At 36.7% G+C, this 13,650-nt stretch carries 14 protein-coding genes; 10 read left to right on the top strand and 4 right to left on the bottom strand.

Annotated elements, in window-relative coordinates; genetic code table 11:
- Positions 1-6: 6 nt before the first annotated feature.
- Positions 7-1,137 (top strand): tRNA guanosine(34) transglycosylase Tgt, encoded by a 1,131-nt coding sequence (tgt, locus tag V6R96_RS01905; protein ID WP_111958804.1) that lies wholly within the window; start codon positions 7-9, stop codon positions 1,135-1,137.
- 15 nt (positions 1,138-1,152) lie between these two features.
- Positions 1,153-2,262, top strand: a complete 1,110-nt coding sequence (locus V6R96_RS01900) for an LptF/LptG family permease (RefSeq protein ID WP_223558344.1) — start codon at positions 1,153-1,155, stop codon at positions 2,260-2,262.
- On the opposite strand, the gene V6R96_RS01895 is transcribed toward V6R96_RS01900, so the two are convergent.
- Entirely contained in the window at positions 2,256-2,972 is a 717-nt protein-coding gene (locus tag V6R96_RS01895; protein ID WP_336377825.1) for a biotin--[acetyl-CoA-carboxylase] ligase, read from the bottom strand. The genes V6R96_RS01900 and V6R96_RS01895 overlap by 7 nt on opposite strands.
- An 85-nt stretch (positions 2,973-3,057) precedes the next feature.
- On the opposite strand from V6R96_RS01895, the gene rsfS reads away from it, so the two are divergent.
- The 8 genes from rsfS (at position 3,058) to V6R96_RS01855 (ending at position 9,761) form a co-directional block, all read left to right on the top strand.
- Positions 3,058-3,426, top strand: a complete 369-nt coding sequence (gene rsfS / locus V6R96_RS01890; RefSeq protein WP_111958808.1) for a ribosome silencing factor — start codon at positions 3,058-3,060, stop codon at positions 3,424-3,426.
- Positions 3,427-3,442: 16 nt separating this feature from the next.
- Positions 3,443-5,458: an ATP-dependent zinc metalloprotease FtsH gene (gene ftsH / locus V6R96_RS01885; protein ID WP_111958810.1), complete on the top strand. Its 2,016-nt coding sequence runs from the start codon at positions 3,443-3,445 to the stop codon at positions 5,456-5,458.
- 135 nt (positions 5,459-5,593) lie between these two features.
- Positions 5,594-6,175 carry an LUD domain-containing protein gene (locus V6R96_RS01880; protein WP_185116555.1) on the top strand — a complete coding sequence of 194 codons (582 nt, stop codon included), beginning with the start codon at positions 5,594-5,596 and terminating at the stop codon, positions 6,173-6,175.
- A gap of 24 nt (positions 6,176-6,199) precedes the next feature.
- On the top strand, positions 6,200-7,072 hold the full coding sequence (locus tag V6R96_RS01875) for a phosphatidate cytidylyltransferase (RefSeq protein ID WP_223558099.1): 873 nt from the start codon (positions 6,200-6,202) through the stop codon (positions 7,070-7,072).
- On the top strand, positions 7,072-7,725 hold the full coding sequence (locus tag V6R96_RS01870; RefSeq protein ID WP_111958816.1) for a phosphatidylserine decarboxylase family protein: 654 nt from the start codon (positions 7,072-7,074) through the stop codon (positions 7,723-7,725). The genes V6R96_RS01875 and V6R96_RS01870 overlap by 1 nt, the downstream gene beginning before the upstream one ends.
- A gap of 239 nt (positions 7,726-7,964) precedes the next feature.
- Positions 7,965-8,378, top strand: coding sequence for a transposase (locus V6R96_RS01865; protein WP_111958818.1), 414 nt, complete (start codon positions 7,965-7,967; stop codon positions 8,376-8,378).
- Positions 8,375-8,704, top strand: a complete 330-nt coding sequence (locus V6R96_RS01860; protein WP_111958820.1) for a helix-turn-helix domain-containing protein — start codon at positions 8,375-8,377, stop codon at positions 8,702-8,704. Before V6R96_RS01865 ends, V6R96_RS01860 begins: the two co-directional genes overlap by 4 nt.
- 667 nt (positions 8,705-9,371) lie before the next feature.
- Positions 9,372-9,761, top strand: a complete 390-nt coding sequence (locus V6R96_RS01855) for a hypothetical protein (RefSeq protein ID WP_223558101.1) — start codon at positions 9,372-9,374, stop codon at positions 9,759-9,761.
- Positions 9,762-9,908: 147 nt separating this feature from the next.
- On the opposite strand, the gene V6R96_RS01850 is transcribed toward V6R96_RS01855, so the two are convergent.
- The 3 genes from V6R96_RS01850 to V6R96_RS01840 all read right to left on the bottom strand — a co-directional run bounded on the left by V6R96_RS01850 (position 9,909) and on the right by V6R96_RS01840 (position 13,225).
- Positions 9,909-10,253: a DUF1801 domain-containing protein gene (locus V6R96_RS01850; protein ID WP_111958824.1), complete on the bottom strand. Its 345-nt coding sequence runs from the start codon at positions 10,251-10,253 to the stop codon at positions 9,909-9,911.
- 27 nt (positions 10,254-10,280) lie between these two features.
- Positions 10,281-12,113, bottom strand: a complete 1,833-nt coding sequence (locus V6R96_RS01845; protein WP_111958826.1) for an ABC transporter ATP-binding protein — start codon at positions 12,111-12,113, stop codon at positions 10,281-10,283.
- Between the two features lie 188 nt (positions 12,114-12,301).
- A complete protein-coding gene (locus V6R96_RS01840; protein WP_336377824.1) occupies positions 12,302-13,225 on the bottom strand; it encodes a M28 family peptidase in 924 nt (307 codons plus the stop codon).
- Positions 13,226-13,650: the final 425 nt, after the last annotated feature.

Genomic DNA, 13,650 nt, shown 5'->3' with positions numbered 1-13,650 from the left:
ATACGAATGAAATTTTTTAATATAGAAAAAACCTCTGAAGGAAAAGCGAGAGCAGGAGAGATCACTACAGATCACGGCAAGATCCAGACGCCTATCTTTATGCCTGTAGGAACTGTTGCAAGTGTGAAAACAGTCCATCAGAGAGAATTAAAAGAAGACATTAAAGCCCAGATTATTCTGGGTAATACCTATCACCTGTACCTTCGTCCAACAATGGATATTATGCAGGAAGCAGGAGGACTGCACAAATTCATGAACTGGGATCTGCCGATTCTTACCGATTCAGGAGGTTTTCAGGTATTTTCGCTTTCCAAAAGCAGAAAAATGTCTGAAGAAGGCGTGAAGTTCAAATCTCATATCGACGGAAGTTATCATATGTTTACCCCGGAAAAGTCTATGGAAATCCAAAGACAGATTGGGGCAGATATTTTCATGGCTTTTGATGAATGTACGCCCTATCCTTGCGAATACAATCAGGCCAAAACATCTATGGAGCTTACACACCGTTGGTTGAAAAGATGTATTGAATGGACCGAGCAAAATAAAGAGATTTACGGTCATAAGCAAAGGCTTTTCCCGATTGTTCAGGGATCTACCTATTCAGATCTTAGAAAAATCTCGGCAGAAGTTATTTCCGAAGCAGGAGCGGAAGGAAATGCTATTGGCGGGCTGTCTGTAGGGGAGCCGGAAGAGGAAATGTACAGAATTACAGACGAAGTGACGGATATTCTTCCTAAAGACAAACCAAGGTATCTTATGGGAGTAGGAACTCCATGGAATATCCTTGAGTCCATTGGTTTAGGTATCGATATGATGGACTGTGTAATGCCTACCAGAAATGCCAGAAATGCAATGCTTTTCACATGGCAGGGCGTAATGAATCTTAAAAATGAAAAATGGAAGCGTGACTTTTCTCCTCTCGACGAGTTTGGAACAAGTTATGTAGACAGAGAATATTCAAAAGCATATCTGCGTCATTTATTTGTGTCAAAAGAATATCTTGCAAAACAAATTGCGTCAGTACATAATCTGGCATTTTATCTGGATCTTGTGAAAGTAGCGAGAGAGCATATTGTGGCAGGTGATTTCTATGAATGGAAAAAATCTGTAGTGCCGGTTCTTAGACAAAGACTTTAAACAGAGAAGAATATGATCAAAATTATAGACAGATATATCATTAAGAAATACCTTGGAACATTCAGTTTCATGCTGATATTGCTGTCTATAGTTGTATTGGTGATTGATGTGCAGCAGAAGATCCCGAGGATAGAAAATGCAAAAGCATTGGACCCTAAGCTGGATCTAATGTACTTCCTGATCAATTTCTATCCATTCTGGATCATTAACCTGATAGTAACATTCCTTTCTATTCTGGTATTTATTTCCGTGATTTATTTCACATCCAGAATGGCAAATAATACTGAAATTGTTGCAGTCATCAGCAGTGGAGCCAGTTTCCACAGATTCGCAAAGCCTTACCTGTATACCTCACTTTTCATTGCACTAATATCACTTCTGGTGAATCATATGGTGCTTCCATGGGCTAATATCAAGAAAAATCAACTTGAGGCCTATACCTATAATGCGGCGAATAAAGAAAAGATCCTGGGGACGGGTCCTGCCTCTGCACAATTAAGCAAAATGGAATACATTTTCGTGAATTCCTGGAACAAAAGAGAAACGAGAGGTTCAGGTTTTGTGTATCAGAAATTTGATAAAACCAGAAAGATGACTTACGAACTTAAGGCATCGGAAGTATATTGGGATAAGGCTAAAAAACAATTTACACTTACCAACTATCTGGAAAAGACCATCAATAAAGATAACTCTGAAAAACTGGGCAGTGGTGCTGAAATAAAGAAAAGCTACGGGCATTCCCCGGAAGAGCTTTTCCCGAATGAGCTTCTGGGACAGAATAAAACTACTCCGGAGCTTATAAAATTCATTGACAGGGAAAAAGAAAAAGGAAACAGCAACCTGAATTCTTATCTTAATGAGTTCCATCAGAGAACTTCAATGCCTGTTTCCATTATTATTTTGACGTTTCTGGCGCTTTCGCTGGCATCCCAGAAAAAAAGAGGAGGTCTCGGAGTCAATCTTGCCATAGGGATTTCCCTTGCGTTTGTTTTCGTTTTCTCATTTGAAGCATTAAAAGTGGTTTCAGAGAACAAAAGCCTGTCGCCTGCTGTTGCCATGTGGCTGCCTAATATGGTTTTCTTCCCACTTACACTATACCTGTATCTGAAAAGAGCCAATCAGTAAAGAAGCTTGATTTCTTTATGATAGAAGGCCTTTAAGCCATCTCTTTCAAGCTCTATCCAGAGCTCTCCCTTTTCGTCAGCATTCCTGATGATGCCATTTTGTCTCTCTTTTTCTATTTCGAAAACTGAGATCTCATCTTTACGGAATAAATTCCGGTTGAATTGATCAATGATTTCCTGTTCCGAAGGAATATTTTTCAGTTTTTCTGATAGATATTCGTGAAGATTTAAAGCAAAATCATCAAGGTTGTAAGCCTGTCCGGTCTGCGTCAGAAGTGATCCTGCCTGCGATATTTCCTCAAAATGATCCTGCAGAACATTGAAGCCTGCCCCAATGATAAAATAATTATTTTGATTAATTTTTTTCTTTTCAATTAAAATTCCGACGATTTTTTTATTTTTAAGGATAATATCATTCGGCCACTTTATCTTTACATCATTATCAGTCAAATTGGCAAGGAAATCCCGGATAACCACTGCGGTATAGTAATTGAATATAAAATCTGAGAGCAGAACGCTCTGAGCCTTAACAGCCAGCGTATACGCAACATTTTTTCCGGCCGCCGCCGCCCAGGTATTTCCATATTGTCCGCGGCCTTTAGTTTGGTTGAATGTATATAAAGCGATAAAATCTGAATTTCCGTAAAGTAAAAACCGGGATATTTCGTCATTAGTAGAAGAACACTCTTTTAAATAAAATAATTGACCCATTTAAGAAAACTTTAAGACTTTAAAGGGCTAAAAATAAGGCTAAAGTAAAAGAAAAACAATAAATTTGCAGATTATAGATATTTTAATGAATAAAACAGCAGAAAAGCAGGCACTAATAGATAAAATTGTTGAAGCCATCCAGGACGTAAAAGGAGAAGATATAATGATTTTTGATCTTTCAAAAATTGAAAATTCTGTAGCGGAAACTTTTATAATTTGTAGCGGAAACTCCAATACTCAGGTTTCTGCATTGGCAGGAAGTGTAGAGAAAAAAGTAAGAAACGATCTTAAAGATAGACCTTGGCATGTAGAGGGTACCGAAAACTCAATGTGGGTTTTGGTAGATTATGTAACAGTGGTAGTGCATATTTTCCAGAAAGAAGTACGTGAATATTACGATATTGAAGAACTTTGGGGAGATGCAGCAATTACCAAAATAGAATATGAATTTTAAATTTTAAAAAGTATAAATGAACAATAAAGGATTCAACTGGTTTTTTCCAATTGCAATCGTGGCTCTTTTGTTATTTTTCGGTTCCAATTTTTTAGGAGGCGACAGTGCAAAATCTATTGATGAGGATGCTTTCTTTAGGGAAATGCAGGCAGGAAAGGTCCAAAACGTTATCATATACAAAGACACAGAGAAAGCTGATGTTTTCCTGACAAAAGCAGCAAAGACAGCAATGGTCAGTAAAACGGCCAACCAAAGCAATCCTCTTTCTGCATTCGATATGGCTCCAAAAGCAGATTTTTCCGTAAAATATGGAGATCTTCAGCTTTTCCTTCAGAAGTTTGATCAGATAAAAGCTGCAGACGCTAACATCAAAACCACAAAAGATTACGGAGCAGGCAAAAATCCATTCATGGATATCCTGGTTTCAGCATTGATATGGATAGCGATCTTAGGTCTTTTCTACTTCCTTCTTTTCAGAAAGATGGGTGGAGGCGGAGGTCCTGGCGGACAGATCTTCTCAATAGGAAAATCTAAAGCGAAACTTTTTGACGAAAAAGAAAGAATCCAGGTGACATTTAAAGATGTTGCAGGTCTTGAAGGCGCTAAAGAAGAAGTACAGGAAGTAGTAGATTTCTTGAAAAATTCTGAAAAATACACAAAACTGGGTGGTAAAATTCCTAAAGGAGTTCTACTTGTAGGCCCTCCGGGGACCGGGAAAACATTATTGGCAAAAGCTGTTGCAGGCGAGGCCAAAGTACCGTTCTTCTCCCTTTCAGGTTCAGATTTCGTAGAAATGTTCGTAGGAGTAGGAGCTTCAAGAGTTAGAGACCTTTTTGCCCAGGCAAAAGCTAAATCCCCGGCTATCATCTTTATCGATGAGATCGACGCTATCGGACGTGCAAGAGGAAAAAATAATTTCTCAGGCGGAAACGACGAAAGAGAAAACACCCTGAACCAGCTTCTTACAGAAATGGATGGTTTCGGAACAGACGTTAACGTTATTGTAATGGCTGCTACCAACAGAGCGGATATCCTTGATAAAGCCCTGATGAGAGCCGGACGTTTTGACCGTTCGATCTATGTAGACCTTCCGGAATTGCACGAAAGAAGAGAGATATTTGATGTTCACTTGAAAAAAATCAAGCTGGATGACACCGTTGACAGAGATTTCCTAGCAAAACAAACCCCTGGATTCAGTGGAGCGGATATTGCGAATGTATGTAACGAAGCAGCATTAATTGCAGCAAGAAACAGTCATACTTCTGTTACAAAACAGGATTTCCTTGATGCTGTAGACAGAATCATCGGAGGTCTTGAGAAAAAGAATATGGCGATCAAACCTTCTGAAAAAAGAAGAGTTGCTTATCATGAAGCAGGTCATGCTACGATCTCCTGGCTGGTAGAGCATGCAGCACCACTTTTAAAAGTAACAATTGTTCCGAGAGGACGTTCCTTAGGTGCAGCCTGGTATCTTCCGGAAGAAAGGCAGCTGACCACTACTGAGCAAATGCTGGACGAATTGTGTGCAACATTAGGAGGCAGAGCAGCAGAGCAGGTTATTTTCAATAATATTTCTACAGGAGCATTATCTGATTTGGAATCAGTAACGAAAAGAACGCAGGCTATGGTTACTGTTTACGGTCTAAGCCCTAATATTGGGAATATTTCCTACTATGACAGCTCAGGTCAGTCTGAATATTCTTTCGGTAAACCTTATTCCGAAGAGACGGCTACGAAAATTGATGCAGAGATCAAATCGATCATCGAAACTCAATATGAAAGAGCGGTAAGAATTCTTACTGAGAATAAAGATAAGCTTGATGCTTTGGCAAATAAACTTTTGGAAAAAGAAGTGATCTTCCGCGAAGATCTTGAAGATATATTCGGTAAAAGAGCATGGGATCCTGAGTTAACAGAAAGACCTGTTACCAGCACGATTTCTACTGCGAAACAACCCGATGAGCAGATCATTATCCAAGATAAAGAAGAAGAAAGTGAAATTCAGGCTCCGGAAAGCCCGACTCAGCTTTAAAATACTTCCAAAATATATTCAAATAAACCTGACATTCTTAGAATTGTCAGGTTTTTTCATATTTAAGGACTATTTTTAGAATCTATTGTAATTAATTTTCTATTTTTGTATAAAGTTGACTAAAAATAGATTAAGTTGAATTTATTCAAGAGGATTGTAAGCAAACTTACCAACCAGCCTGAGGAAGAAGAAAAACAGAGTCTGGAAAAGCTCGGGGATTCGCTGAAAAATGCGGATCTTGACTATAAGTTTGCGCAATTATTTACGCATTCAGGAGGTTTTTTTAATTACTGTGCAGATGAAGCGGAAGCTCTACAGACTTTAAACCAGATTGTGAAAATAGAAGGAATCAGTAATGTTTTCTGCTGGGACAAGGAGCTTCAAAACTTCTTGAACGTAGTGAAAATACCCTATACTTCTGAAATGGAGCATAGCAACGATGCTGCTTTCATTACCTGCGAATATCTTATTGCCTATGACGGCAGGATCATGCTTTCGCACAACAATATCCTGCATTACCACTCTTCAAGACTTCCGGGTAAAATCATTATCATGGCCAATGTATCACAAATTGTGAACAACCTTAATGATGCGATGGGAAAAATAAAAAGAAATGGGAATATCAAGAACCTTACTTCCATCAGTGGAGGTCAGTCAAGCTTAGATACTTCTTCCAATACGAATACAAAACTGTTTTTATTGCTGCTTGAAGATTAAGCATCAACTTATAAATTTTACATTTTGGACAAAAACCTTATTCAAAGAACCATTTCCGGACTTGTTTACGTTGCCGTTATCATTCTTTGCACAACACCGCTGGGTGCCCAGCTGATCAACAAGATCCATCCGGATCTTATCAGACAGGAATACCTGTATTACGGTCTGATAAGTCTTTTGCTGCTGGTAGGTACCTGGGAATGTGTTAAGATCATGAAGTTTGGGAAAGGCTATGAAAAATGGATCGTACTTCCGCTGGTTATTTTTATTTATTATATTTTTTCCAAAAGATATTTCAAGCATGATTTCTTTTTCGATTTCAGACTGAACGAAATACTGGCTATTTCCCTGATTGCTATTGCGGTAGTTACATTATTCAAATATTCCAATGAATTATATTATGACAGCGGAAAACTGATATTTACGGTAATCTATGTGGCATTGCCTTTCAGCTTTGCATTAGGTCTGCCCAAGTTTTCCAGTTTTGAAGGAACGTTCTCACTTGAGGTCCTTTTCCTGTTTATCCTGATCTGGAGCAGTGATACTTTTGCTTACCTTACCGGAAAGTTTTTCGGAAAACATAAAATGGCGCCTAAAATCTCCCCCAAAAAGACCTGGGAAGGCTATGCCGGAGGAGTTATCCTGACGCTGGTTTTATCTTACTTTGTAGAGCATTACCAACCGGAACTTCGCGGAAACTGGATGGTGGTAGGTTTCCTGGTTGCTGCATTCGCTCCGTTAGGTGATCTGGTAGAAAGCCAGCTTAAAAGAAATTTCGGGGTAAAAGATAGTGGAAACATCATTCCGGGGCATGGAGGTGTACTGGACAGACTGGACAGTTTTTTAATCTGCGTTCCTGTCGTATATTTGTACTTTATTTTAGAAAAATTTATTTAATGAAATTACATAAGGAATCAAAAGGAACGATTACCGTAGCAACGATACTGTTTATCATCATAAGTATATTGGCTATTTATTTCCTTAAAATATGGTCTTTGCTGATCATTATGCCATTATTGGTGGTTTATAGTTTGGTATTTTGGTTTTTCAGAGTTCCGGACCGTAATATACTTGAGCATAGAGAAAATGTGATAGCTCCGGTAGACGGAAAAGTGGTTATGATCAAAGAAGTGGATGAGACTGAATTTATTAAAGGAAAAGCCATTCAGGTTTCCATTTTCATGTCACCGCTGAATGTTCATATCTGCCGATATCCGGTTTCCGGAAAAGTGATCTATAAGAAATACCATCCCGGAAAATATCTTGTGGCATGGCACGAAAAGTCATCTACAGAGAATGAAAGAACTACGGTAGCTGTAGAAACAGCAACCAATCATCAGGTAGTATTCAGACAGATCGCGGGATATGTGGCAAGAAGGATTGTTTTCTACTGTAATGAGGGAGATCAGGCCAAAGCAGGACATGAGTTCGGTTTCATTAAATTCGGCTCAAGAATGGATGTTTTCCTGCCCTTGGATACCGAAATCATCTGCAAGATAGGAGACATTACAAAAGGAGGTCTGGATGTGATCGCCAAAATGAAAGATTAATATAGAATAAGTCAAAATATAAAAAAAGGAGAAATTAAGTTTTCTCCTTTTTTGTTTTCATATGAAGCTGACAGTTTGAAATTATTCTGATTCCTTCATAATCTCTTTGTGTTTGAGTTTTACTACTCATGCGTAATATTGAGTAGGTTATGATGAGGGGGCTACGTGGGTTGTCAATAATTTTGTACCCGCGACAGCAATAGTTAATATTTTCAGTCAATAATAAAAACAAATGAAGGATGAATTTAAAAAGTATACATATTGGAAAGCTTATACATGAACGGGTTCGTGAAGTTGGGATGCCTGTCGGCAGAATTGAGAAGTTTATGAAATGCAGTGAGAACGAGATTGAAAGTATGTATCGGGAAAGCAGTATTGATACCTTTTTATTGTTAAGATGGAGCAAGTTACTGGAGTATGATTTTTTTAGAGTGTATAGCGGGCATTTGATTCTTTATGCCCCTCCCAGTAAGAGGCATGATATTTCTAGGCCAAAAGATAACTTGCCGGCTTTTAGAAAAAACATATATACTGAGGAAGTGAAGAGTTTTATAATAGAAAAGATTGTCAGCAAAAAGATGACAATGAATGACGTGGTCCTGAAATACAGAATACCTAAAACCACTCTTTCCAAGTGGATTAAAAAAGCATGAAAGATACAGGGCCGGATTATAAAAAAATATATACTGATATTATTGAGGAGAAATTCCCTGATAAAATGAATAATTTCAGGATCATGCAAAAAATTGAAACGATTAATACTGTTATAGATATTATAGCATTAAACAGAATGATTTTTGGTAAGCAAGAGCTTTTAGTGGAAAGTAAAAATCAAAAACTTCGCTCCTATGACCAAAGGTCCATTCTCAATATCCTTGAATATCAGAAAAAAAATAAACTTAATAATACGCAAACAGCGAACTATTTCCGAATGAGCCGGAATACGCTTTCAAAGTGGAAGCGTATTTTTAAAATATAAGTTTGTAATCAATCTGTGGGAGAATTATCTTTACTGTGTATTTTGTAATACAGTCACATTTTAAACGTTTTGGAATATGATAAACAGGATTTCTAAACTAATTAACAGTGAAAATGAAGTATATGATAATTATTTAGACCATAACTATATAAAGCTGATCAATCGTTATCTTTTATTTCTTTTTTTACTGTTTTTATTTTATTCGGTATTTTTCTTTGGAGATGGTGGGAGATCTACATTTCTTATCTGTATTACTTTTTTCTGGTTATTTTTAATATTTTTTATAGGAAAAATCAGTAAATTCAGAAGAGTTTTAAAAGCAACAATAATAATTGTTTTTATAGCTCTTACATTCATAATAAGTTTTTTCTATATATATACTTCTAGGAATGCAGGTGTTGAATATTTCTATTTTTCGCTTTTATTTGCATTGCCTTTCTATTTCAATTACAAAGAAGATTATTATCTTATATTGTTTATTGTGATCATTATTGCTCTAAACTTTGTCGGCTGTTTATATTTTGAATTGAATTTTTTACCAAGAAGCAAATATATCAAGGAGGCAGACTTTAAGATAATACAATTGCTTAATATCATTTTTTGCTTTACGAAATTTCTCATAGATGCATTCTTTATATACCAGAAAGATAAACTCATTAACGGTTTAATGAAGGAAACGGAGATTAAAGATTCAACCATCGAAGACCTGCTTAAGACCAATAATGAATTGATGAAACAGCAGATCACTAACAATAATCTTACTGAAGACAATATTGCCGAAATTTTAGAGCTGGCAGAAGTAGATTCACCTCTCTTTATTGAAAAATTTCAGATTTATTTTCCGGATTTTATGCCTAACCTTTTAAACATCAACTCAGGTCTTATTAGTTCCGAAATCCATATCTGTGCATTAATGAGACTGAATTTTGATACTAAAAAAATTGCTTCATGTACCAATAGCAGTGTGAGAGCGATTGAAAGCAGAAAATATAGAATCCGAAAAAAATTGGATATCCCCTCTGATATTAACATCAACAACTTTATACTTAAAATATAAGCCTGGTATCCTGAATTTTTCTACTCATGTATGATGTTATGTAGTCCTATTTTGATTATACCAGATTGATTTAAATAACTTTGCATTTCGTTAAAGCAAAAGAATTTTTAGCTGTATTTTGCTGAGCTTAGTCTCTGTATTGGCTGGTCACAGGTACTGCTTTATATCATCAATGACATTCATAATAAAAGAAACAGGTAAGTCTTTTTCCATATCAATTAAAAGGATTTTAAATTTCTTTCTGCCATCCCGGATAAGTTCAGGGTAATCGAGTTTATCGCCGTGATAAAAGCTTACATAATGCTGCTTATACTTTTTGCTGTAATAAAGATAACACAGCATTTTCTTTTTGTATTTAAAGAATGGAAGCCCGAAGCTTAATGTTTCTGTTATATTTTCCGTATCAGATTCCAGAATTTTTTTGCGTAAAAACAAAAGAGCACTTCTTTCAGGTTCTTTAATTCTGTAGAAGTACTCTTGTATAGGATTCATTTAAGTGAAATTTAATTCAATAAACGATTAGTCGAAATTTTGAAGTTCCACCAGTTTGTGGTACATTCCTTTCTTAGCGATAAGGTCATGATGTGTTCCCTGTTCCACTACAATTCCTTTCTCCATTACTACAATCCAGTCTGCTTTTTGTATGGTTGAAAGGCGGTGGGCAATAACCAGTGAGGTTCTGTTTTCCATCATTTTATCCAAAGCATCCTGAACAAATCTTTCAGATTCAGTATCCAGGGCAGAAGTGGCTTCATCCAGGATCATTACCGGTGGATTTTTCAATACGGCTCTGGCAATAGAAACCCTCTGTTTCTGGCCACCGGAAAGTTTATTCCCATCATCCCCGATATTGGAATCATAGCCTTCGGGAAGATTTGAAATAAAGGTATCGGCATTAGCAATTTTTGCCGCCTCAATAACTTCTTCTTTTGTGGCCTCAGGTTTCCCCATCAGTATATTATTATAGATGGAATCATTGAACAATACAGACTCCTGGGTTACCATTCCCAGAAGCTGACGGTATTCTTTTAATTTTAAATGTTTAATATTAGTTCCGTCAATTAAAATTTCACCTTCATTCACATCATAGAATCTGGCCAGAAGGTTGGCAATCGTTGTTTTTCCGCTCCCGCTCTGTCCTACAAGGGCTATGGTTTTTCCTTTCGGAATGATCAGTGAGAAATTCTTAAGGATAACATTGTCTTTATCATAATAGAATCCAATGTTTTTGAATTCAATTTGGTTGCTAAGGGTAGAGATAGAAACCGGCTCTGCAATTTCTTCTACCTTTAAATCATAATCAAGAACTTCAGCTACTCTTTCCAAACTTGCCATACCTCCCTGAATAGAAGATATTGCACTGGAAAGCTTTTTGGCAGGATCCAGGATTTGGAAGAACATTCCGATGAAAACCAGGAAAGCCTGAGGTTTCATAGTCTGTTCCTCTAAAATCTGAGTTCCGGCATACCACGTAATAATAAGAATAGTAATGGAACCAAGGAATTCGCTCATAGGAGAGGCCAATTCTCTTCTTCGGCTCATATCTATGGCGAAATTCTGCCAGTTGGTTGTTGTTTCGTTGAATCTGTTCTTAAGGATCTTATCCGCATTAAAGATTTTGATTACTTTAGAAGATTTTAAAGTTTCGTCTACCAGTGAAAAAAGATTTCCCAGTTCAGCCTGGGCAAAATGAGCCTGCTTTTTTAAGCTTTTCCCCGTCCAGGAGATCAATAATCCCATAACCGGGAAAACCACCAGTGAAAAGAGTGTCAGCTGAGGGGACAGTAAAAATAAGGCAATCAATGATGAGATAATCATGAACGGAGCATTGATGATATCTACCAGTACTCCCATAATTCCACCTTCTACACCTCCGATGTCATTGGAGATTCTGGACATCATATCTCCCTTTCTCTGCTCCGTAAAGAATGAAACAGGAAGCTGTAGGAATTTATTGTACATCGCAGTACGAAGGTCACGGGTAATCCCCACACGGTAATTCACTAAAAGGAATGCGCCTACGTACCTGAAAATATTTCTTAATAAAAATGAAACTGCTGTAATCGCACACAGAACAGCAAGTACATAAACAGCACCATGCTGATCAATCTGTACCTGTACAAAATAATAAGCTTTATCTTTTATATAATTGAAATAATCGCCGAAGGCACCGCTCCATACCGGTTCTTTTCCTTGTTTTTCAATCGTCCCGAACATCAGCCCCAAAATAGGAAGCATAGTTCCTACAGATAAGATATTGAGTAAGGAGTACAGTATATTGAAAAACATACTTCCGAAAAGGTATTTTTGATGCGGTTTCGCGAAATAAAGTATTCTTTGTAATGGTTTCATTCAATGAAAAATTGGATAGCAAAATTACGTAAAATTAAAGGAAAAGACGTTCTTAATCCTGTTTTACTTTAATTAATATGTTTCAGTAAATTGTTTTTTGTTACAAACGTTTGTTTAATTTTCAGTGATTAGAAGGGTTCAGGGCATGAAAAAACCGCCAGTCCGGCGGTTTTGTTTTTTATTATTTATTATTGAAATTTTACTTTGTTATTATATTTCGGAGCAAAATTCTGTGGCGTCAGTTTTTCTAAAGTTTTTCCAACATTATTGATGATGGTTGTTAAATTATCAAAATCTACAACCTTTACATCATCACTTTCGTTATGGTAATGGGACGCTTTCGTCATGTCCACGGTAGAAAATGAGTGAGCAATAATCTTTTTCTTGACAAAGCTCACATTGTCCGATCTGTAGAATAATTTTTGTGCAGCATACGGATCGGAATTGATTTTTAATCCGTTGGCCGCATACTTATTAAAAAGCTCATCAAAATCAGAAAATTCATCGCCTGTCATAAAAAGAGCGTTCTTTCCGAACTGGGATTCTGTAGCCACCATTTCAAAATTGAAAAGTGCAGTCATATTATTATATATCTTATCTAAACCGGTATCTGTGGAAATAGCTCTTGAACCCAGCATTCCTTTTTCTTCACCGTTGAAGGCCATGAAAACCATTGAGAATTCAGGCTTTTTATTTTTAAAATAGTCGGCAATACCTGCTAAAGTGGTAATTCCGCTCGCATCATCATCTGCCCCGTTATAAATATTGTCACCGGTTTTATCACTGGTCCCGATATGGTCGAAATGCCCTGAAAATCCTAAGTATTTATCTGTTATTCCTTTTTTGATGCCGCATACATTATAAGCTTTCTTTCCTTCATATTCGAAAGGAATCAGGTAAGAATTTCCCGTACAGTATTCAAGTTTGTTTTCTTTAAAAAGCGTTGCAATGTATTCTGCAGCCTTATCATTTTCCGGAGTTCCGATCTCGCGGCCTTTCATTTCATCTGAAGCAAGGGTTGCAAGTATGGTGGTTACTCTTTCTTTTGAAACTTCCTGTGCAAATGTAAATATTGAACAGAATGACAGGACCAGGTAGGTTAGTTTTTTCATTTTTTGATACAAATTTATAGGATCAGTCGTATTCTTAACGGAAATGTTGCATGAAATGATATAAAATATCTGGTGAGCATACATTTTTGGACCATTAAGAAGGTTAAAAGGGGTTAAATATAGTTAAGAAAATCATCTGCTTTTAAGTGAAGCTGAACTTAATATTCTTAAAAGCCTATTCAATCTTAATGGTTTATTTTAAACGCAAAGTTTAATTTAAAAATGTAAAAATTAAGGATGCAAAGTGAAAATCAATCTTCGATTGATTGAATAAGCGCTCGTATTACCATCCGCTTAATCAACGGCGTAGCCGGCAACTTTGCCTCACTTAAAAATAATACGGTTTGAATATGAAACTTTGCGTCAAAAAAACTTATGTATAAAAAAACAGCTCCTTTCGGAACTGTTCTCACTCAAAAAATCGT

The organism is Chryseobacterium sp. CCNWLW53 (assembly GCF_037083525.1).
Classification (GTDB): Bacteria; Bacteroidota; Bacteroidia; order Flavobacteriales; family Weeksellaceae; genus Chryseobacterium; species Chryseobacterium lathyri.
Note: the sequence above shows the minus strand (reverse complement) of the source record. Positions and strands in the feature narration are given on the sequence as shown.